The sequence below is a fragment of the Paenibacillus tritici genome (assembly GCF_018207515.1).
GTDB lineage: Bacteria > Bacillota > Bacilli > Paenibacillales > Paenibacillaceae > Paenibacillus_AQ > Paenibacillus_AQ tritici.
In genome coordinates, this window is the sequence record NZ_CP073365.1 from 6,414,595 (window position 1) to 6,434,251 (window position 19,657).

Here is a 19,657-nt window from a genome sequence, read left to right on the forward strand (position 1 = left end):
TCTCCCCGAAATTGCAGGAAATCAGCCGTTTCTTGTCTGTCCGTCCGCGGGACGGGCCTTAGAACATTTTGTATCCGCCGAGCCGCAGCTTCTGAATGGTCCAGCCGCTCAGTACCGCCCCGGCAAGGCCGGCGATACCGGTAAGATAATCAACGATATGGAAGGTGGAGAGATGCTCCCCTAGCGACATAGCGCTCCGGTCCCAGATGGAATAGACCACCACGGGAAGAATAACAATAACGAACAGGTAGGCGGGAAACCAGGTGGTCTTCATTAGCATATTAAGAATGAAGCCAATGCCGAACATCATCACAAAGAATAAAACGGCCAGAACAAACACCGGAATAAATCCCATCGTACCGCCATCCCCTCTCTCTATAAAGAACCGCACACCAAACCTTATATAATAGTAAGTTTACTAGAAAAAATGTAGCGAAGCAATGAACATTATCGTGCAGAAGGCCGCAATGGGCGTGAATCGGGGCATCAGCGTTTGCTCTTGCCCGTTCGCATGCGCTACAATGCAAATAGCAATGGGTAACGAAAAATATGTTTATACATATTAAACGTATGCTTACGGAGCAGATTTTACGCGCAGGAATTCTGACGGAGCTTAAGCTTCGTACAACTTTTAAGGAGTGAACACTATGAACGAAGCCGCTTTGACCCTGGAAGGCTGGTACGCCCTGCATGACTTCCGCTCACTGGACTGGACAACCTGGACAGCAGCCGATGACGAAGAACGGGCAGTTGCCCTGGAAGAGCTGCATGCCTTCATGCAGGAATGGGGACCCGTGGAGGAAGCCAAGGAAGGCAGCTCTGCTGTATATTCCATCGTTGGCCAGAAGGCTGATTTCGTGATGATGTTTCTGCGGGAGAGTCTGGAAGCACTGAATGCACTGGAGACCGCTTTTAACAAAATTGCCTTTGCCCAATATACGACCAAAGCCTATTCCTATGTAAGTATTGTCGAACTCAGCAACTATGCTGCAGGAGGAAGTGCGGGAGACGGCAGCGATCCGATGCTGAATCCGCATGTGGCCGCCCGGCTGAAGCCTATTCTGCCGCAAGCGAAGCATATCTGCTTCTATCCGATGAATAAGAAGCGTGAGCTTGCCGACAACTGGTATATGCTCGATATGGACAAACGCCGTGAATTAATGCATTCGCATGGCCTGATCGGCCGCGGCTACGCCGGCAAGGTGAAGCAGATCATCACCGGCTCCGTGGGATTCGATGACTGGGAATGGGGCGTGACACTGTTCGCTGAAGACGCGCTGCAATTCAAGAAGCTGGTCTACGAGATGCGCTTCGATGAAGTGAGTGCCCGCTACGGCGAGTTCGGCCCCTTCTATGTCGGCAATCTGCTGACCGAGGAATCGTTCGAAGAGCTGCTGAAGCTGTAAAAAAATAGACCGCCCCCTCAGCAGAGGTGTGCGGTCTATTTCTTGACTACTTTTCCGAAAGCCGCCGCCCTTAAAAGCGGCTATTGCATAAGAGAGCCGTATTGCAAGCACGGCTCTCTTTGCATTGTACGTCTTAACTAACTCCACTTAGACCGAAGGTTCTTTATCGTCCTCTTCGGCGTCCTCTTCGGCGTCTTCTTTCTCTTCCCCGTCCCGCAGGCTCTCCAGATATTCAGCCGTCGCCCGGTCACGGGCGCGGCCCTTATCCTTCAGGCGCTCTATGGCCGGGAGGATCAGCAGGTCAATCTCCTTCTGAATAGGGTAGGCCAGATCATACCGAGTCTGATCCTCAAGATAAGAACCCACCTCAATCAGAGCGTTATAGCGGTCCAGCTCCTCACGCGTCAATAGTCCGCGAACTTGTACGCTGCAGTGGCGCATCTTAGAGGAATCTTCCTTTTTTGAGTACCAGCGGGATGCCGCCGATGATTAACAGATAGCGCATATCCACTACCTTCTTCAATTGCGCTGCGGTCCAGCCCTTATAGGTCTTGTCGCCTACTACAGCAATCCCCTGGCCCTTGCCCAGCGAAGCTACGGTCCCCTTGTTGCTGAAGGCGAATTTCTTCGGCTGCTGGCTGCGGATGGCCGCAACGAGATTATGCGCACAGCACTCTCCCTGCTGCATTGCAATCTGTGCGGTCGGCGGGTAAGGACGTCCTTCCGGATTAATCATGAGCGAGCCATCGCCAATAATGAAGATGTTCTCATGTCCCGGAGCGCGCAGATATTCATCCACCTTCACCCGGCCGCGCATAGCTTCGAATCCGGCAGCTTCGATCAGACGGTTGCCGCGGATGCCGCCGGTCCATACGATAGTGGAGGCCTTGATCTCTTCACCAGTCGCAAGAATTACTCCGCCGGGCAGACATTCCTTAATCGCTACGCCCATCTTGAAGGTGACACCCTTCTTGGTAAGCACTGTCATCGCATGCTCCACAAGCTCCGGCGCGAAGCCAGGCAGCGCCGTAGGCGCAGCTTCTATATTGTAGATATTAACCATGCTTGGATCGACATCGAATTCTTTGCACAGCGCAGGAATCCGGTCAGCCAGCTCCGCTACAAACTCAATACCGCTGAAGCCCGCGCCGCCAATCACAAAGTTGATATGCTCCTGTGCATTATTCTCATTCTTGTATTTGGCGAACTGATACTGGATATGCTCACGGATCAGCCGCACAGAGTTGATGCTGCGGATGGTGAGCGCATATTTGTCTAGTCCCGGAATCCCGAATGTTTCAGGCTCGCCGCCAAGTGCAATCACGAGATAATCATACGACAGCGTTCCATCTTCCAGAATAACCTTTTTCTGCTGGGTACGGATTTCCTGTACCGAAGATTTGACCAGATCAATCTTGAACTCATCGATTAATTTGGAGATCGACACGCGCGTATGCTCGATGCTGTCCGTGCCCGCTGCAGGCATATGCAGATGGGTCGTGAAATAGTGATACTCATGGCGGTTTACCAGGGTTACATCTGCTTCATTATAGTTCAAAGCTTTCTGCAGCCGCTGGGCGGTCAAGATCCCTCCATATCCCGCGCCTAGAATAACGATTTTGGGAATACTGCTCATGTTCCGGCTCCTTCCAACAGGTAAATCTGTCTATGTGTTATTTTTTGGTAAAAAATCAGGTTTCTTTTGTGAATTTATACACTTAAATTCAGAAGAATTTCCAATAAAACTTAAAGGATTTCTAAAATAACCATATCCATTGTAAACCTTAGTATCGTTTTAATCAAATATAATCATACAAGAAAATGTCACACTTTTTCAGTGAAATCAAAGCCTTTGCAGGCAGGTGCGACTATGTTTATAATGAGTAGGTACGCAAGTATGGCATTTTGAAACTATCAACTCGGAGGTGCAGTATTTCATGACATTAGAGCAAACCGTTCCTATGAGCGATATGCTGATTATAGGCGGGGGACCAGCCGGTATGTTTGCCGCTTTTTACGGTGGTATGCGCCAGGCTTCGGTAACCCTTATTGAAAGTATGCCCCAGCTCGGAGGGCAGCTTGCTGCGCTGTATCCCGAGAAATATATTTATGATGTAGCCGGCTTCCCTAAGGTGACTGCACAAGAGCTGGTCGATAACCTTACCCGTCAGATGGAGCTGTTCCAGTCGGATATCCGTCTGGAGGAGAAGGTGGTATCTGTTGTGAAACAGGAGGAACGCCATTTCATCGTCACCACCGATAAAGCGGAATATCATACCAAAGCTATCATCATCACCGCAGGCGTAGGCGCATTTGAACCGCGGCGTCTGGAAGTCCCTGATGCACAGCGCTTCGAGAAAGCCAACCTGCATTATTTCGTCAGCGATCTGAATGCTTATAAAGATAAGAAGGTGCTGATCAGCGGCGGCGGCGATTCTGCTGTGGACTGGGCGCTTATGCTGGAGCCCATCGCCGAGCAGGTAACACTGATTCACAGACGGGATAAATTCCGCGCGCATGAGCATAGTGTAGAGAATCTGATGAACTCCAAGGTGAACGTTATTACGCCTTCCGAGATCACCGGGCTGCACGGCGAAGAATTCATTACCAAGGTAACCTTGTCCCATATCAAGACCAAAGAAACCCAGGAGATCGAAGTGGACAGCGTCATTGTCAATTTCGGCTTCGTGTCCTCCCTGGGGCCGATTGCCCAGTGGGGAATCGAGATCGAAGGCAACTCCATTGTGGTGGACTCCCGCATGGAGACCAGTATCCCGGGCATCTTCGCCGCCGGCGATATCACCACCTATCCGGGCAAGCTGAAGCTGATTGCCGTAGGCTTCGGAGAAGCCCCTACTGCCATCAATAACGCCAAGGTGTATATTGATCCGGAAGCGAAGCTGTCTCCCGGACACAGCAGCAATCTTAAGCTCTAGAATTTATCGCTGATTGATAATAAAAGGGTATCCTTTCAGGTTGATTCCACCTCAACTTGAAAAGATACCCTATTTGTTGGTGCTTGCGGTTTAATTAATTCCAATGCTGCAGAGATATGCTCTGATCTTTAATGAAGAACCGCATGGACTGGAGAGTGTAAGTTCCGTTTGCGAATTTCAGCGAGAAGCAGGGCGATGAAATCATGCTCTAAATGCAGCTCTATAGCTCTGTGATAGGAGTCCAGCAGCATCTCATCCGACAATTCAACCATAACGTTCACCTACCTTTCCTTTATTTGGATCTGAATCTATCATAGCAAACTATCATTTTTCGAACAAGCGTTCTCATTATCCACAAGCTGCTGTGGAGATCCTGTGCATAATATGTTAGTAAGGGTTATAAAGTCAGGAAGTGCACAGTGGACTATGGGGATAACAGTTATACACAGGACAGAAACCTGACATCGGCACCAAAAAAATTTTTAGAATGTTCATAATTGGCTGGGATATTTCATGTTGATATTACCTCGGAAAACGCACAACTAAACGCAATATTAGCCTATTAATATATTTATCGTCAAATATAAAAATTTTATTAATCATTTGGGTCTTGTATTTACTTCCAAAATCCAGATTTTCCCCCGTTGATCTACGGCATAATCAAAGCCCAGTTCACCGATCCCGGGAAAGTGCCGCTCCAGCAGCTCCGTACAGATCAGAGTCAGCCTGCGCATTTCTGCCTTCTTGGAAGAAGTACCTACACGCGGCAGTGATCTTCTCAGACCCTGGCGGCAGCTCAGCATCGTCCCCCCTTTACAGAGATTCGTCACGAACAGCCCCGGCCGGGCTACTCTCCCTACCATAGAGCGGAACTCCCAGTGATCGCCGTTCTTCACTACCTTGACCCGGTAATCTATCGGGCGTCCGGAGATCCGCGCCAGGGAAATTCCCTGCTGGATTAAATACTTCCGCTTCACCTTGAATCTGTCCAGCGCCTGCCGCATGGAAGTGAAATCACCATATACACGCGTATTATGCATATACGTGAAGCCATACCCTCTATGATCACGGAACACCTTGATGACTCCATAACCTCCGCCGCCGACAACCGGCTTAATGACAACATTGCCGTAACTCCCAAGCATCGCGGACAATCCGGCAGCACTATATTCCCGCGTTCTCGGAATGTAACCGGCAACCCGTGAATCGCTAAGCAGCGCCGCCGTCTTCAGCAGCTTGCTTGCCAGTTCTCTCCCCGCCATTGTTTGCCCTCTCCTTTCGCATTCCCAGCCTACCCTATAGCTTACTCACCAAAGGCCTTGCCCTCCTGTATGATTGTCCGTGGTGAAGCAGGCCACAGCAAAAAAGGGCATATGGCTGCGGGGCCTTATGTCCCTGATACATTTGACCAGAAGCAGCGGCCACAACCGCTACGGATACAATAGACTGGAAAATCATTAAAATTCATTGTATTATTGCCTGAAGGGAGGGTTTCCTAATGGCAGAGTTTTTTGAAATCCTATATTGGTTTGCGATGATTGGCATGTCTGTAGTACTGGCAGGAACGACGATACTCGTCTGTGCGCTCGGCTTCAAATTCATCAAAGACCGCCGCAGAGTGCTCGGCGCCGGCTGCATCGCCTTTTCCCTGGGGGCTGCCGCCCTGATCCTGTTCATGGTTAATCTCAAGTTTATAATTCCCGCCTGAGGCACACTCCCGGCAGTCCTGGTATAACAGCTCCGCAGGACTAACCGTCCTTGTCATGGCTGCCTTGGAGTGCGTTCCCGCTAATAGATTTGCTTACATACTGTATTCTATGAAACTGCGAAGAGTTGGCCTGTGTATATGGACAGCTTCATTCGCTGAACAGGTTCCGGCCCATTCCTCACTTTTTCTCTCCTTTCCCCTCCTTCAGGACACTCCAATCTTTGAAATTTCCGTTCATACAACAACTTTTTCACTTAATATCCGTAATATGTATGTACAATAATTTGGAAGTCCCAATATATTGAAAAAGGAGATTCTATTGTGTCAAAACCTGTATACGGAAAACAAGCGGCTTCTGTCAAAGCTACGGAGAAGCTTTCAGGGGCAGCTTGGGCGCTTTGCGCTGCGTTCCTCCTGTTCCTCGGCTGGTCCGCTTTTCAGGTCGGATTATTCAACGGAATGAGAGCGGAATTCGAGAAGCCCATTTATGTAGCGGCATTGCTGAGCGGGCTGCTCCTTCTGGCCTGTGCGATCCTGTATTTCAAAGCCTTCAAGCTGGAGGGACAGCGTGATCTGCTCACCGTAGCCGCCCTTCTGCTTCCCCTGACCTACGCTCTGTCGCTGCTTGGGGCTGCTTCACATTATATGGCGATGAATATGCTGTTCACCCAATTTACCTATGCCGCTATTTTCATTACCAGTATGTATCTGCTCCGGCAGAAGCGGCTGAATTACACCATCCAGTTAGGTGTACTCACCATCGCTTACCTGATTGTAGGCTTCGGTCTATTGAACTGGCTCGGGAGCTGGAAGCTTGCCGGCAGTCTGGTGGGCTGGTTCTCAGCCACTGTGGTGGGAGACAGGTACGGAGACGCAGTAATGACCGACTCGAACGGGCTTCGCCTGACTTCCATTTTCCAGTATGCCAATACATATGCGGCATTCCTGATGGCTTTTCTGTTCGTGGCCGTATTCGCGCTGATCCGCAGCCGAAAGTGGACGGGGCAGCTAACGCACGGCTTCATGCTGGTTCCCATCATCGTCTCGCTGCTGCTCACCTTATCCCGCGGCGGACTGGTCCTGCTGCCGGTGGTATTCATTCTCCTGCTGCTCTTCCTAAAGCCGGTGCAGCAGATTCTCTGGACCCTGCATCTCGCTATTGCCGGCGTGTTATCCCTGCTGATTACGAATCCGGTCACCAGCCTGGGGCTGGAGCTGAACTTGGCATTCACCTCTTCGGCAGCCCTGAAGGGCTGGGGCTACCTGCTGGGGGCATCGGCCTGTGCAGGCGCGCTCTCCCTCGTTGTCCAGCGTTACTTGGCGCCTTGGCTAAGCCGTAAGCTGGGCAGCACGGAATCACGCCGCTGGAGCGGAGTGTGGCTCCCGCTGGTGTCTGTGGCTGGCGTCGCGGCGATCGCCTTCTTATTCATCGGCACCAGTGCGCGCAATGTGCTGCCGGCGAATATCGGGACACGGCTGGAGAATATCAACTTCAGGCAGCACAGTGTGCTTGAACGTTTTACCTTTTACAAAGATGCTATGAAAGTAGTCAAGGATTATCCGGTATTCGGAACGGGAGGCGGGGGCTGGGCATCGCTCTATGAGCATTATCAGAACAACCCTTACCTGAGCCGCCAGGTCCATAACTTTTTCCTGCAATATCTGATCGAAGTGGGAATCTTCGGGTTCCTTGTGTTCATGGGCTTTATCCTGTTTATTTTCAGCAAATATATCAAAGGGTACGTGAAGCGGGAGAACGACGACTACAATAACGGGTTCTTCTACCTCATCATTGCCCTCTCTATTCTTGTCCACAGCCTGCTGGATTTCAACTTAAGTTATGCGTTCATGGGTATGATGGTATTCCTGTCGCTGGGGGGCATGGCTGTTGCTATGGAGAGCAAGCCGCTCCGGCTTCAGTGGAACAAGCTCTGGGTTAGAGCGGGTTATTTCGGACTGCTGGGAATCGGCACCGGATATCTGCTGTTCCTGTCTCTCGGGTACATCAGTTCAAGCTCTGAAGCTTATGCAGCCAAGAAGCTGCTCAAAGTGAGCCAGTCCTATGAGGAGATCAAGGCTCCTTTGGTAAAAGCACTCAAAACCCGTCCGAATCACCCGGAATCCGCCACTTATCTGTCTCTGCTGGATCAAAAGGTGTTCACGCAGAACCATAACGAACAGTTCCTGGACGAAGCCCATACGGTAGTCACCCGCGCACTTGAGGATGAGCCGTATAACAAAGAGCTGCTGACCCAGCTCGCAGGCTACTATGACCTGAAGGGCCAGAGTGATGAGGCCTATCATGTCTATCTGGACAACGCGGACAAGTTCATGTGGGACATTAACTGGTACGACCAATTAATCAGCCGTGCTTCCCTCCTTGGATTACAGGCCTACGCCAAGCACGATGAAGCAGGGCAACAGAAGTATTTCGATTCGGCACTGATTGTCTATAAGCATGTAACGGATGGTATAGCGCATCTGAAGAGTCTTCCTCCCGAGCAGCTTCAGGGCCGCGAATTCTTCGTGATCTCAGCGATGGCCCTAAATGCAGGCCGGATCCAGCGCATGTCAGGAGATGAGGAAGCAGCACTGGCAACGATCAAGCAGGGCTTCATCAACGGATATGAGGACCTGACGGACGCCGGAAGCCTGTGGACTACAGAATGGTACAGCGGCGTCATCAGCCGGTCCCAGGAGCTGGGAGCCGCAGCTTTGAAGCGGGCACAGGAGGCCTATTCCCTGGGGAATAATGATCTGGGGGACCAGGAGACACTGGGTAAGAGCCGGTATTTCAAAACCGGGCTGGACGCGTATGCCCACGCGGCTGCAGACCGGGATGCGCAGCAGCAGGGAGCCAAGGTGACGGCAGATATGCTGCTGAACACCGGTAAGATCCAGTATATGTCGCAGGACATGCAGGCCGCCGGGGCAACACTGAAGCAAGGCCTCAACGAGGATTATAACAACCCGGTCAACCGCGAGACTGCCCGCTGGTATCTGGCTGTTCAGCAGCGAACGCAGAGCGCCCAGGACCAGGCTGTCTATCAGAAGCTGATTGCTGCGGATCCGGAGGAAGCGGCGAAGATTAATGAATTAGCGGGTATGCCGCTTTAGCCACACATATCATAGATAGCACTTGTAAATTTTTCGATTTGGGAATAGCCGTGACTCCAGAGAATGTTTGGCCCTCCGGCCGCTGTTGCCCCCAGATTTCTTATATTTGAACCGCTATGAGCGGTGGAAATCCGGTGGCAAAGGCGGACGCTAACGCTCCTACAGTTCCAAAATTCTCCTCCGCCACTTTTCCCTATCTTTATATTTTCAAGTTTACTGTGGACTGGTGAACAGCAAAAGGGCTGTCCCTAAAGTAGATATTCTACTGACAAGTCAGATAAAAAAGCAGCGATTCCCGTTATAGGAGAATCGCTGCTTTTTCTTTTTTGTGTTTGTTGAACAAGGGTTTTCGTATCCCGCTTAAACAGCGGAGAGGACGGAACGAATGTGGAAAAGCGGCAGCGTTCGCGTTGGTCTCCGGATTTTCTCCGCGACCCAAACATCGGTCCGTTCATGCAGCGTCCACCCAAGTGCTCACGTTGATCCTGCTCAAAAACAAAGTGCTGCCCAAGTAGCCATATCATTTTGGGACAGCCCATTTTTCCGGTATGCTGAAGCCGCCGTCAGCGGTGCAGTGCCTGATACTCCTCCTTCAGAATGGAATATTGATAAGAGTCCATCCATTTTCCTTTATGATACATATGGCCTCTAAGATGCCCTTCATAGATCATTCCAAGCTTTTGCATCACTCTGGCCGAACCGATATTCTCCGGGCGGCAGGTTGCGTAGATCCGGTGAAGCCCAAGCTCTTGGAAGCCCCATTCCAGCAGCGCCGCGGAAGCCTCACTGGCATAGCCTTGTCCCCAATAGGACGGGTTAAAGCAATAGCCAATCTCCCCCTGTCCTGCTCCGCTGATGTGTAAACCGCAGCCGCCCGCCAGCTTATTGGACTCCTTGAGAACCACCGCATATTCGAACCCTTGACGCGGCTCCTCCTGCTGTAAATCCAGCATATGGCGGATATATTCGCGGGTATCCTCCAGTGAATTGGGTCCCCAGATCATATACTTAGCTACAGCAGGGTCGGATGCATATTCATGCACCTGCCGGACATCCCCAGGCACGAATTCCCGGATCAACAGGCGTTTGGTCTCCAGTTGCATGGCTCAGTCACATCCTTACATTTATATATTGAACAACCCTCTGCCAATCACATTAGCCGTAACCGGCGTCTTCCCGATCTCCCGCGACCATACAGACAACTGGCCGATATGATGTATCTCATGGGCAATCAGATGACGCATAACTTCGCCATAACTGTGGGGTTCACGTTCCCCCTCATCCGTAACATCAATCATAATGCGGTCTTCCAGACTGTCATTCCAGCCATACACAAATGGAGCAAGCTCCTCGTGACAGCGGGCAGAGAACTCCTCTACCATCTGCAAGCTCGCCACTTCACCGAACTCGGGGATTTCAATAGGCTTCTCCTGTATGCCGCCGCAGATCCAGCCATATTCAACTGCTACAATGTGATACAGCGTTGGAAGGATGTAACCTATGCCACCCGTGCGTAATTTCATCAGTTCTTCCCCGTCCACCGTCCGGCACCAGTCGAACCAGTCCTTGCGCACCTGCCAGTTATACTCAAATAGCTTTTGCATAACACTGCCTCCTTTTAAGGTAATGGCTGCTATTTCCCTGCTATCCATGATTCGCGATATTTACCTGTACTCCTGCCTGTGAAGTTCAACTTCCTTCCCATAGACCGAACAGACCTGCCACCGCACACTGCGGCAACAGGCCTGTTCATTACTCTGACCACGCATCTATTCAAACACATATTCCCCTTCACCCACACGCAGGGTCTGTCCCTTAAGCTGGGGCGAATCGGTCCGCAGCACGACCTGGGTGAACTGGTTCTCCGTGCCCTGCACGAAGTTGAAGGTCTGGTGGTCTCCCGCCTTAAGACTGTAGCTGTCGTCCACAGGTCCTGTAACGGGCAGGCCGAACAGCTCACTCCAATGCCTGGCGGCAGCGGCAGGATCGGAGACATGGAACACCGCGCTCACGATATCAACAGTCCCCGCAGGATGGGGCTGGTTGATTCCGGCTGCATTCAGACTGTCCAGCCGCTCCTCATCGGTCTCGCTCCACTGAATAATGAACGGATAGACCAGTCCCTGGAAGTCACCGTCAATCGTCATCATCCGCCACTCGATTAATCTGCCTTTGTTATCGAGACGCTTACCGTCTATGATGGGAGATAATAACAAACCTGCTCTTGTCAGACTATCCTCAACGGCTTCGATGTCATCTGTCCGCAGGACCACTCTGCTTAACACCTCATGCTCCGGCAGGACGGTAACGGCATCCCGTACGACGACATTATGTTCGGTCGCCCGCGCAAGCTCCAGGTTCTCGATGCCGAGGAACTCCAGATAGGTTAGCCCAAAGTAACTTAAGGCGTTATAGGTCCCCCAAGCCTTATGCGATCCGCCCCGGAAGGCCGCCAACCCATGCTCAGAGAATAGCTGCACCGGCTGATCCAGATCGTTCACATAGTGCACCAGGTGATCCCATTTCAGCACTGCCATTAGTTCTTCACTCCCAGCTCCGTAGTCCGCTTCACCGCTGCCAGCACACTACGCTGGAGACCCGCCGCGAAATCACTGTTGTTCAGCTCGTATAAGCCGTGCATACCGACTCCACCAGGCGAATTGTTGATATCCAGCAGCTGTCTTGGATGCAGTCCGGTCTGCTGGAGCATCGCCACCGCTCCCAGCATATTCTCCAGCGCTACCTTCCAGGCCTGTTCCCGCGGCAGTCCGGCAAGGACTCCGGCATCCGTGAACGACTCAATGAAATAATAGATATAATTCGGTCCGGCTACACCGAAGCCGGTGAAGATATCAATATAGCTCTCCTCCAGATATTGCACCTTGCCGAAGCCGAGCAGGAAGCCCTCCACCTGCTCGCGGGAGGCCGCTGCACCCAGAGCGACACCGCTATATCCATAGCCTGTATCGGTTAATGTATTCGGAATCACGCGGACAATCGGACGCTCCGCTCCGAAATAATCTCCGAGCTGGGCAATCGTTACTCCTGCCACAATGGATATAATGGCGGCGGCAGGTGAAGCGGATTGCCGGACCCGGGCTCCAAGCGCGCTCAGATCATCCTGCGGACGAACCGCAATGACAATCAGATCAGCGGCCTGGAGGCCTTGCTCCTGTGTACTCTCCGTGTCTACACTATATTTGGCCTGTAACAGCTGAAGCCGTCCTTCGTTAATATCCGATACACTGATTTGACTGGCAGACAGTGTTCCGCCTGCGAGGCAGGCCCGGATGATCGCTTCAGCCATTTGCCCGCCGCCTATGAAATGAATCTTGCTCTGTATCACTTCCGCTCACTCCCTGATTAATTATTTGCCCAGGCTTCCGGCAGAATGAACCCGGCATATTTCTCTTGTCCCGTGATGTATTCCTCGAACTCCTTGGATTCATACGCAGACTTCAGATCTTTGGCCCAAGGGGTCTCAGCATCCTTTTGGTTCACCGATACGATGATTCTATGCTGCATAGGCGTGTTCTCAATCTTAAGGGCGTCTGTAATCTTCCGGTCTGGAGCATTGGCAATGTAGTTCCCGTTAACCACACCATAATCCACATCCTGCAGCGAGACCAGAATCTGCGCCGGGTCCAGCACCTTAAGTTCAATCTTGAACTTGTCCGGCTCGACACTGTTCACATTGAAGTCCGCTACACCGGCACCCTCTTTGATTTTGACCCAGCCCAGTTCCTCCAGGATACGCAGTGCCCGCTCCTGATTGACCGGATCATTCGGAACCGCTACAGTAGTGCCGTCCTTCACATCGTCAAGCGTGGTATGATTTACGGAATATAGACCTTGCGGCGCACCCGGAACATACGCAATCCCTACCATATCTGCTCCGATTTCTTCATTGATAGCTTCCATGTAGGCTGTACTCTGGAAGATACTCGCGTCAATCGAGCCTTCCTTCATCGCCGGGTTAACCTGCATATTCTGGGAGAAGGTTTTGATATCTACAGTATAGCCTTTTCCCTCCAGAATGGGCAGAATCGACTGGCGGAACTGCTCTTCATACGTGCCCACACCGAATCCGACTGTAATTTCTTTCTTGTCCCCGGAGCTTGCCGCTTCCTTATTGTTGCCGCAAGCCGCCAGCACCGCCATTGCACTAATCAGCATTACTATCCATATTTTTTTCATAACCATCATCTCCTATTTGAGTACTGTGTTTTTGAAATGCACTAATGCCTCGTCTGTAACTGTCAGCGGAATAGCACAATTGGGCGACAGAATAAACGGCTGATTCTTCATCCTTGCCAGTGCTTCCTTGGCCTGCTGTTCAATCTGCGGCACGTTATTTCCTGCAAACAGCCCATGGTCCACTCCGCCTACCTTCGTGGCCTTGAGCTCTGCTTCGAGTCCGGGATTTCCTTCGGCTATCGTATCCCAGCTGATCCCGTCAATACGGTAATCATTGAATCGCTCAGGCTGGGCATAGGCACCGCAGGTATGTAAAATATTCTTGCCATAGCTGGCAGCCTCCAGCACTATGGAATCATAAGGTCTCGACAGCTCATCGAACATCGCCTCATCGAATAGTCCGGGATGTGCTGTGCCTGTCACCGCATAGAACAAACCATCTGATCCCGCCTGGCGCAGCTCCTGCACATAATCCGCCAGGGTTAAGGCAATGACATGCAGCGCATGATGCGCAGCGGCCCGGTGCTCCTTGAACAGCGAGTCCAGCGTCACCGGCTGCTCAATCCCGAATACGGTCTTGGTAACATAAGCAGAACGCCCCACGAGGAACAGTAGTACCGTCAGCGGTGAGAATACCGTCTGGATCAGGGGTGTATCCGGCAAGCCCCGGCGGATCTTGCGGACGGCCTCCAGATGCTCCAGCAGCGAAGCGGTCCCGCCTGCCTTCTTCACTTCCAGGTCCCAGAGATTCCTGGCTTCCGGAATAACCGTAGTCAGCTGTCTCGGAAATACCGTCTGATAATCGGCGAAGTCGTACTGATTCCCCCAGGCTTCCGCCAGATAGGTCGCTCTCGGGTTGATCTTCACCCAGTCCCAATCATATGTCTCCGTAAAAGAAATCGTTGACTGTGCCAAATCCTCTGCATTCTGCTCCTTGTCAATAAAGTGTCGCCATCCGCTGATGATCGGGCGATCCGCAAGTTCTCCGGATAATATCGCCTGAAAACGATCCTGCTTGCTCCATACACTCATCTGCCGTTCCTCTTTTCTATAGGTGATAGTCTAATAGCGGCGAATTTTACGGGCCAAGGTGTTGCCTAAGGATTGAATGCCCTGCACCAGAATAATGAGAATAATGACGGTAGCAACCATGACCACCTTGTCGAAACGCTGATAGCCATAGACAATGGCCAAATCACCGACCCCGCCGCCGCCTACGGTTCCTGCCATCGCAGTTGCCCCGATTAACCCGATCGTCGCAGTGGTCAGGGAGAGAATCAGCGAGCCTATCGCTTCCGGCAGCAGGAAATACCATATGACCTGTAACGGAGTAGCGCCCATGGCTTCAGCAGCCTCCAGAATGCCCGGATTCACTTCCAGCAGGGAGTTCTCTACCAGCCGCGCAATATAAGGTGCAATGTAGATAATAAGCGGAACAATTGCTGCACTCGTCCCAATTGAAGTATGAACAATTGCTCTTGTTACCGGAATAATAGCAACCAGTAATATAATGAACGGAAGCGAACGGATGATGTTGATCACCGGATTAAGCACGGTATAGAGCCCTTTGTTCTCCAGCACCCCGCCTGGACGGGTAATAACAAGGAGGATGCCCAGCGGAACGCCCAGCAGCGAACCTACGAATAGCGATACGCCCACCATCTGAATCGTCTCGATAATAGCCTTAAGAAATTGCTCACTTGTGATTGATGTCGAGAACATAGGATTTCACCTCCTCTATCCGCACCTCATGTGTGGTCATATAATCCAGAGCCGCTTCAATCTGGGACGGGTCCCCCTGCAATTGAACGATAATCGTACCCAGGGTTGTCTCTTGAATCTCCGTCGTATTCGCAAACAGAATATTCACCTTGACTCCATAGGAGCGGATAATCTCATACAGAACAGGCTCCGAGGCGCTCTCTCCGGCAAAATTCAGTTTATAGAGCTGGCTTCCATGCTCTGCCTTGAGTGTTCTACGGACGCTTGTGGTCATGCTGTTCTGAATGACAGTCTTCACGAAATTCTGCGTAGTCTCATGCTTGGGCTGGCCGAACACATCCAGTACGCTCCCCTGCTCGATAATCCGTCCCTCTTCCATAACGGCTACCTTGTTGCAGATCTCCTGAATCACCGACATCTCATGCGTGATAATCATTACCGTAATGTTGTATTCCGCATTGATTCGTTTGAGCAGCTGCAGAATGGACCGGGTAGTCTGCGGATCGAGTGCAGATGTGGCTTCGTCGCACAATAGAATGGAGGGGTTCGAGGCAAGCGCCCTGGCAATCCCTACCCGCTGCTTCTGCCCGCCTGACAGCTCACTCGGATAACTTCCGGCCTTGTCACTTAATCCGACAAATTCAAGCAGCTCCTGAACCCGCTTGCGGATCTCAGCTTTGTTCTTTTTCAGCAGCACGAGCGGGATCGCCACATTGTCGAACACCTTTTTCGATTCCAGCAGGTTAAAATGCTGAAAAATCATGCCGATGTTTTTCTTGGCTGCCCGCAGCTCTTTGTCGCTGTACGCGCCCAGATCATGCCCGTCTACCAGCACCTGTCCCTCCGAGGGACGTTCCAGGTAATTGACCAGGCGGATTAACGTGCTTTTTCCGGCACCGCTGTAGCCGATGACACCGAAGATATCGCCTTTCTCCACCTTCAGGCTGATTCCCTTCAGAGCTTCAATCTTCACCTCTTTGCGGGTGAAGGTCTTGTACACATCCCGTAATTCAATCATGGTTGTTCCCCTCAATCATCTGGTAAATTTAGGATTCAGGATTCAAGCTTGTGTCTGCAGCCTCGCAAGCGCTTGTTCTGCAAGTGTAGCGAAATACTTGGCAGCGGGCAGGATGGCCGCCTCATCCACATCAAATCGGGGATGATGCAGCGGATGGTTCGGGCCGGCTCCAATATTCACAAAAGCCCCCGGTATCTGCTGTAAATAATATGCGAAATCCTCTCCGCCCATCTGCGGCGGAATATCATGTACCTCATAGCCTGCATGTGCAGCGACCTCTTTGGTGAAGTCAGCCCATTCCTCATGATTAATGGTTGCCGGCGGGCCGGGATACCAATGAAGCTTCGCCTCCGCCCCTGCTGCTGCGGCAATGCCTTCAATGATCCGGGTCATTTGGGCTGGAATGCTGCTGCGGATATCCTCATTGTAGGTGCGTACCGTTCCTTCAAGCTCCACCTTCTCCGGGAGCACATTCCAGGTGAAACCTCCGTTGATTCGGGTCACACTTAACACCACCGGCTCCAGCGTATTATTTTGCCGGCTGACTACGGTTTGCAGCATGGTAATGATCTGCGCGGCAGTGACTATGGTGTCCACCCCTTTTTCGGGAGTAGCTGCGTGAGCCCCTATACCTTTTACCGTAATCTCAAAGCGGTCTACACCAGCCGTCAAGGCTCCCGTTCTGGTACCGAATGCTCCGGCCCGCAGCTCCGGTGAATTATGTATACCGAATATGGCTTCAACCCCGTTCAGTCCGCCGGATGCCAGCACACCCTCTGCACCGTGTCCCGTCTCTTCCGCCGGCTGGAACAATATTCTGACCTTGCCCGGCAGCTCCTCCTCGCGCTGCTTCAGCAGGATGGCGGCCCCCAGGATGACGGCGGTGTGGAAGTCATGGCCACAGGCGTGCATTTTTCCGGGAATCTCTGAGGCATACGGCAGTCCTGTCTGCTCCTCAATCGGCAGTGCATCAATATCACAGCGGATCGCTACAATGCTCCCGCTCCCTTGTCCAATCTCCGCAATAAGTCCGGTCTCCAAGGGAAGGTCCAGGATCGCTATCCCCTCTTCGGTCAGCCATCTGCGCAGCTTCTCAGTCGTTCTGAACTCTTCATAGCTAAGCTCCGGTTCGCGGTGCAGGTTCCTCCGTACTTCCGTTAGCCGTGCTGCCAAAGCCTCTTCCCTCTCCTGCTGTGGTTCCATAAGTCTGCTCCCCCTCCGTTACGTTTGTTCAATTCCCCGAATCCGCTCGAGTGCAGTAGACAGACTGCTTAGGATATGCTCCCGCATGGCTTGTTCTGCGCCGTCCTCATCTCTGGCTACAATCCTCTGCAGAATGGCCAGATGTTCTTCATCCGCCTGTGTATTCCAGTCCCCGTGCAGAGAGACATAACGGCAATACCGGAGGGAACGGTCTCTTAATTGATTCAGCACCTTCTCAAAGGTCTTCAGCGTACTTATCTCCGATAAGTAATCATGGAATTCAAAACCATAGGATACTACATCCTGCTTGTCCCCCATCTGAAAAGAGTGCTTCAGTTGCTCCAGAATCAGCGTTAACCGCTGAATATCCCGGGCCGTAGCATTTCTGGCTGCGCTTCTGGCCATATGGCCTTCAAGCATGCTGCGGATCTGGAAGATCTCTTCCACCTCTGTAATCGTTAACGGAGCTACACGCAGCCTGCCGTTAGGCTGGCGCACCAGGAAATCCTCATTCTCCAGCCGCTGGATGGCCTCTCTTAACGGAGTACGGCTGACGCCGAGGAGTGCTGCCAGATTCTCTTCATTGACCGCTTGATCCGGCTCCAGCTCGCTGTCTATTATTTTTTGCTTGAGTGCATAGTAAGTATTATCCTTCGACAATCTTCTTGAGCGCATTTCCATACCGTTGATTGCTCCTCGCCATTCGTTTGCGGGTCGCCCGAATATTTGTATAATTGTATACAATTTAAATTTAAGCTGAAAGATGAAAGTTTCTTGTGGAAATCTTTCTCGTGAATCAAGCTTTTTTCATACTATAATCCCATTATTCCCACTAGTCAAGTATGTTTTATAAGGGAATTGAATTTTGACACCAAACTGACTTTTTAAAAGGCTTTCATGCGTCCTTTCGGCAAAAAAGCGCAGGCTTCACGAATAATACTTCGTAAAGGCTGCGCTTATCTCAGTCATTCCGTATAGGGTTTTTTTTCATTTTACATAATCCCAATTACGATTTCATCCTCTGACTCCGCCTTCTTAAAAGAGTGGTTATAGGGTCCGAACCTAAATTGTAGTTCTGAAATATCGTCAGGTAAGGGCGGGGTTACTACATATTTATAAGAGGCATGATCAGAACTGCTTGCACCACTTGTCATTCTGGAATCGTATTGTTCGTTAATGAATAGTTCATAGTGGGTATGCTGATGAGAATTGGGTACATTGTCCGGTTGCTCGTCCCAATCTATATTAAGGACCAGAACACTTGCATTGCTATATTGTCTTAAGGAAGTTAGGGTATAGAAACGCCCGTCTTTCTCAACAGCTCTCAGGATTTCAATATGTTTTCTAAATCCTGAGGGTTCAACCCTGGGTTTAAATTGTTTCTCATTCATCATAGTCGTAAATAACGCTTTCAAGAAGTCTTCATAGAGTTCAAACGTCTCTGACCATTCAGAAATATACTCAAACGGAGGATAACCCGGATTATCATCCGAGGCGTCCTTCCTCTGCTGGATCAAAGAACAAATTTCTTTATCAATATCGACGATTCGTTCATCATAATGCTCTGTGGGGCGTTCAAAGGGTAACAGTCTCATTCTTGCCCTCCTCATAGTGTAAGCATAAACATCTCTATTGAATTTTAACATATATTGGTTTGATCAACAAAAAACCTCCTAAGCCGTATAGTTTGCACCATACACCATCAGGAGGTTACGAAAGCCGCAATCCGCGTTAATTAAATCAACTATTTACATCAACGGAGACATTCCTATCATCTCATCGTTTAGCAAGGCTCCGCCGCCGGATTCCCTGCCTCTTCCTTCGTACGGAAAGATGATCCGCAACCACAGGTTGCCGAGGCATTCGGGTTGTTGATGGTGAAGCCTCCGGTCATGCCGGATTCCTCGAAGTCGATCTCCAGGCCGTTGAGGTAACGGAGATCGTCTTTGCTGACGACTACCTTCAGACCTTCAACGTCCATGTATACGTCCTGCTCGCTCTCGCTGTCATCGAAGCCCATAGCGTAGGAGAAGCCGCTGCAGCCCCCGGCGGTTACGCCCAGGCGGAGGAACATATTAGGCACTTCCTGCTCAGCCAGCATCGTCTTCAATTGGCCTGCTGCTGTTTCACTTATGTTAATCATAATGATAACCTCCCGAGAATGAATTAGTTTGTTTATCAATCAGCCTTCCGGCTTCAAGTTAAGAACGGAGTGGCGAAGCTTATTATGAATATGATGTAAATCATTTGCTGCGCCTCATAAATTCAGTATACTCCACTATTCTTCTGCCCTCAAGTCGCAAACTCTCCGCTGATATGCAATTTATACCGGAAGTCCTGCGGTTTCTGG

At 51.1% G+C, this 19,657-nt stretch carries 21 protein-coding genes; 4 read left to right on the forward strand and 17 right to left on the reverse strand.

Features of this window, described 5'->3' with window-relative positions; translation table 11 throughout:
- Positions 1-58: 58 nt before the first annotated feature.
- Positions 59-355 carry a YuiB family protein gene (locus KDC22_RS27475; protein WP_173131758.1) on the reverse strand — a complete coding sequence of 99 codons (297 nt, stop codon included), beginning with the start codon at positions 353-355 and terminating at the stop codon, positions 59-61.
- A gap of 292 nt (positions 356-647) precedes the next feature.
- On the opposite strand from KDC22_RS27475, the gene hemQ reads away from it, so the two are divergent.
- Entirely contained in the window at positions 648-1,406 is a 759-nt protein-coding gene (gene hemQ / locus KDC22_RS27480; RefSeq protein ID WP_173131756.1) for a hydrogen peroxide-dependent heme synthase, read from the forward strand.
- A 147-nt stretch (positions 1,407-1,553) separates the two neighbouring features.
- Here hemQ and KDC22_RS27485 read toward each other — a convergent pair whose 3' ends face one another.
- Both KDC22_RS27485 and KDC22_RS27490 read right to left on the reverse strand, forming a co-directional pair.
- Entirely contained in the window at positions 1,554-1,847 is a 294-nt protein-coding gene (locus tag KDC22_RS27485; RefSeq protein WP_211721026.1) for a hypothetical protein, read from the reverse strand.
- 1 nt (position 1,848) lies between these two features.
- Positions 1,849-3,042 carry an NAD(P)/FAD-dependent oxidoreductase gene (locus KDC22_RS27490; RefSeq protein WP_173131751.1) on the reverse strand — a complete coding sequence of 398 codons (1,194 nt, stop codon included), beginning with the start codon at positions 3,040-3,042 and terminating at the stop codon, positions 1,849-1,851.
- Between the two features lie 301 nt (positions 3,043-3,343).
- Between KDC22_RS27490 and KDC22_RS27495 the strand changes: the two genes are divergently transcribed.
- A complete protein-coding gene (locus KDC22_RS27495) occupies positions 3,344-4,342 on the forward strand; it encodes an NAD(P)/FAD-dependent oxidoreductase (RefSeq protein ID WP_211721027.1) in 999 nt (332 codons plus the stop codon).
- Between the two features lie 128 nt (positions 4,343-4,470).
- On the opposite strand, the gene sda is transcribed toward KDC22_RS27495, so the two are convergent.
- Positions 4,471-4,614 (reverse strand): sporulation histidine kinase inhibitor Sda, encoded by a 144-nt coding sequence (gene sda, locus KDC22_RS27500; RefSeq protein WP_173131749.1) that lies wholly within the window; start codon positions 4,612-4,614, stop codon positions 4,471-4,473.
- 327 nt (positions 4,615-4,941) lie between these two features.
- Positions 4,942-5,604, reverse strand: coding sequence for a YheC/YheD family protein (locus tag KDC22_RS27505; RefSeq protein ID WP_211721028.1), 663 nt, complete (start codon positions 5,602-5,604; stop codon positions 4,942-4,944).
- A 236-nt stretch (positions 5,605-5,840) separates the two neighbouring features.
- On the opposite strand from KDC22_RS27505, the gene KDC22_RS27510 reads away from it, so the two are divergent.
- Positions 5,841-6,050 (forward strand): hypothetical protein, encoded by a 210-nt coding sequence (locus KDC22_RS27510; protein ID WP_173131745.1) that lies wholly within the window; start codon positions 5,841-5,843, stop codon positions 6,048-6,050.
- A 321-nt stretch (positions 6,051-6,371) separates the two neighbouring features.
- Positions 6,372-9,167: an O-antigen ligase family protein gene (locus tag KDC22_RS27515; RefSeq protein ID WP_211721029.1), complete on the forward strand. Its 2,796-nt coding sequence runs from the start codon at positions 6,372-6,374 to the stop codon at positions 9,165-9,167.
- 563 nt (positions 9,168-9,730) lie between these two features.
- On the opposite strand, the gene KDC22_RS27520 is transcribed toward KDC22_RS27515, so the two are convergent.
- The 12 genes from KDC22_RS27520 to KDC22_RS27575 all read right to left on the reverse strand — a co-directional run bounded on the left by KDC22_RS27520 (position 9,731) and on the right by KDC22_RS27575 (position 19,450).
- Entirely contained in the window at positions 9,731-10,270 is a 540-nt protein-coding gene (locus KDC22_RS27520) for a GNAT family N-acetyltransferase (RefSeq protein WP_211721030.1), read from the reverse strand.
- Between the two features lie 21 nt (positions 10,271-10,291).
- Positions 10,292-10,771, reverse strand: a complete 480-nt coding sequence (locus tag KDC22_RS27525; protein WP_211721031.1) for a DinB family protein — start codon at positions 10,769-10,771, stop codon at positions 10,292-10,294.
- A gap of 165 nt (positions 10,772-10,936) precedes the next feature.
- Positions 10,937-11,704, reverse strand: coding sequence for a VOC family protein (locus tag KDC22_RS27530; protein WP_173131735.1), 768 nt, complete (start codon positions 11,702-11,704; stop codon positions 10,937-10,939).
- On the reverse strand, positions 11,704-12,513 hold the full coding sequence (gene proC / locus KDC22_RS27535; protein ID WP_343221816.1) for a pyrroline-5-carboxylate reductase: 810 nt from the start codon (positions 12,511-12,513) through the stop codon (positions 11,704-11,706). Before proC ends, KDC22_RS27530 begins: the two co-directional genes overlap by 1 nt.
- Before the next feature lie 17 nt (positions 12,514-12,530).
- Positions 12,531-13,364 carry a MetQ/NlpA family ABC transporter substrate-binding protein gene (locus tag KDC22_RS27540; protein WP_173131732.1) on the reverse strand — a complete coding sequence of 278 codons (834 nt, stop codon included), beginning with the start codon at positions 13,362-13,364 and terminating at the stop codon, positions 12,531-12,533.
- 12 nt (positions 13,365-13,376) lie between these two features.
- Positions 13,377-14,396: a uroporphyrinogen decarboxylase family protein gene (locus KDC22_RS27545; RefSeq protein WP_211721032.1), complete on the reverse strand. Its 1,020-nt coding sequence runs from the start codon at positions 14,394-14,396 to the stop codon at positions 13,377-13,379.
- Positions 14,397-14,426: 30 nt separating this feature from the next.
- Positions 14,427-15,086 carry a methionine ABC transporter permease gene (locus KDC22_RS27550; RefSeq protein ID WP_173131726.1) on the reverse strand — a complete coding sequence of 220 codons (660 nt, stop codon included), beginning with the start codon at positions 15,084-15,086 and terminating at the stop codon, positions 14,427-14,429.
- Positions 15,061-16,104 (reverse strand): methionine ABC transporter ATP-binding protein, encoded by a 1,044-nt coding sequence (locus tag KDC22_RS27555; protein ID WP_211721033.1) that lies wholly within the window; start codon positions 16,102-16,104, stop codon positions 15,061-15,063. Before KDC22_RS27555 ends, KDC22_RS27550 begins: the two co-directional genes overlap by 26 nt.
- Positions 16,105-16,146: 42 nt before the next feature.
- A complete protein-coding gene (locus KDC22_RS27560; protein WP_211721034.1) occupies positions 16,147-17,307 on the reverse strand; it encodes an amidohydrolase in 1,161 nt (386 codons plus the stop codon).
- An 18-nt stretch (positions 17,308-17,325) separates the two neighbouring features.
- The gene (locus tag KDC22_RS27565; RefSeq protein WP_211721035.1) at positions 17,326-17,988 is read right to left on the reverse strand and encodes a GntR family transcriptional regulator; all 663 of its coding nucleotides are present in this window, start codon (positions 17,986-17,988) and stop codon (positions 17,326-17,328) included.
- Between the two features lie 311 nt (positions 17,989-18,299).
- The gene (locus KDC22_RS27570) at positions 18,300-18,902 is read right to left on the reverse strand and encodes a hypothetical protein (protein WP_211721036.1); all 603 of its coding nucleotides are present in this window, start codon (positions 18,900-18,902) and stop codon (positions 18,300-18,302) included.
- A 188-nt stretch (positions 18,903-19,090) separates the two neighbouring features.
- The gene (locus KDC22_RS27575; RefSeq protein ID WP_173131710.1) at positions 19,091-19,450 is read right to left on the reverse strand and encodes a HesB/IscA family protein; all 360 of its coding nucleotides are present in this window, start codon (positions 19,448-19,450) and stop codon (positions 19,091-19,093) included.
- Positions 19,451-19,657 lie beyond the last annotated feature (207 nt).

What these genes read in the sequence shown, in the direction of transcription:
- KDC22_RS27525 (WP_211721031.1), bottom strand. Translation starts at nt 10,771, where the DNA reads ATGCAAAAGCTATTTGAGTATAACTGGCAGGTGCGCAAGGACTGGTTC.
- KDC22_RS27555 (WP_211721033.1), bottom strand. Translation starts at nt 16,104, where the DNA reads ATGATTGAATTACGGGATGTGTACAAGACCTTCACCCGCAAAGAGGTG.
- KDC22_RS27530 (WP_173131735.1), bottom strand. Translation starts at nt 11,704, where the DNA reads ATGGCAGTGCTGAAATGGGATCACCTGGTGCACTATGTGAACGATCTG.
- KDC22_RS27565 (WP_211721035.1), bottom strand. Translation starts at nt 17,988, where the DNA reads ATGGAAATGCGCTCAAGAAGATTGTCGAAGGATAATACTTACTATGCA.
- KDC22_RS27545 (WP_211721032.1), bottom strand. Translation starts at nt 14,396, where the DNA reads ATGAGTGTATGGAGCAAGCAGGATCGTTTTCAGGCGATATTATCCGGA.
- KDC22_RS27570 (WP_211721036.1), bottom strand. Translation starts at nt 18,902, where the DNA reads ATGAGACTGTTACCCTTTGAACGCCCCACAGAGCATTATGATGAACGA.
- KDC22_RS27575 (WP_173131710.1), bottom strand. Translation starts at nt 19,450, where the DNA reads ATGATTAACATAAGTGAAACAGCAGCAGGCCAATTGAAGACGATGCTG.
- KDC22_RS27510 (WP_173131745.1), top strand. Translation starts at nt 5,841, where the DNA reads ATGGCAGAGTTTTTTGAAATCCTATATTGGTTTGCGATGATTGGCATG.
- KDC22_RS27485 (WP_211721026.1), bottom strand. Translation starts at nt 1,847, where the DNA reads ATGCGCCACTGCAGCGTACAAGTTCGCGGACTATTGACGCGTGAGGAG.
- KDC22_RS27490 (WP_173131751.1), bottom strand. Translation starts at nt 3,042, where the DNA reads ATGAGCAGTATTCCCAAAATCGTTATTCTAGGCGCGGGATATGGAGGG.
- KDC22_RS27540 (WP_173131732.1), bottom strand. Translation starts at nt 13,364, where the DNA reads ATGAAAAAAATATGGATAGTAATGCTGATTAGTGCAATGGCGGTGCTG.
- KDC22_RS27560 (WP_211721034.1), bottom strand. Translation starts at nt 17,307, where the DNA reads ATGGAACCACAGCAGGAGAGGGAAGAGGCTTTGGCAGCACGGCTAACG.
- KDC22_RS27495 (WP_211721027.1), top strand. Translation starts at nt 3,344, where the DNA reads ATGACATTAGAGCAAACCGTTCCTATGAGCGATATGCTGATTATAGGC.
- KDC22_RS27505 (WP_211721028.1), bottom strand. Translation starts at nt 5,604, where the DNA reads ATGGCGGGGAGAGAACTGGCAAGCAAGCTGCTGAAGACGGCGGCGCTG.
- sda (WP_173131749.1), bottom strand. Translation starts at nt 4,614, where the DNA reads ATGGTTGAATTGTCGGATGAGATGCTGCTGGACTCCTATCACAGAGCT.
- KDC22_RS27475 (WP_173131758.1), bottom strand. Translation starts at nt 355, where the DNA reads ATGGGATTTATTCCGGTGTTTGTTCTGGCCGTTTTATTCTTTGTGATG.
- KDC22_RS27520 (WP_211721030.1), bottom strand. Translation starts at nt 10,270, where the DNA reads ATGCAACTGGAGACCAAACGCCTGTTGATCCGGGAATTCGTGCCTGGG.
- KDC22_RS27550 (WP_173131726.1), bottom strand. Translation starts at nt 15,086, where the DNA reads ATGTTCTCGACATCAATCACAAGTGAGCAATTTCTTAAGGCTATTATC.
- hemQ (WP_173131756.1), top strand. Translation starts at nt 648, where the DNA reads ATGAACGAAGCCGCTTTGACCCTGGAAGGCTGGTACGCCCTGCATGAC.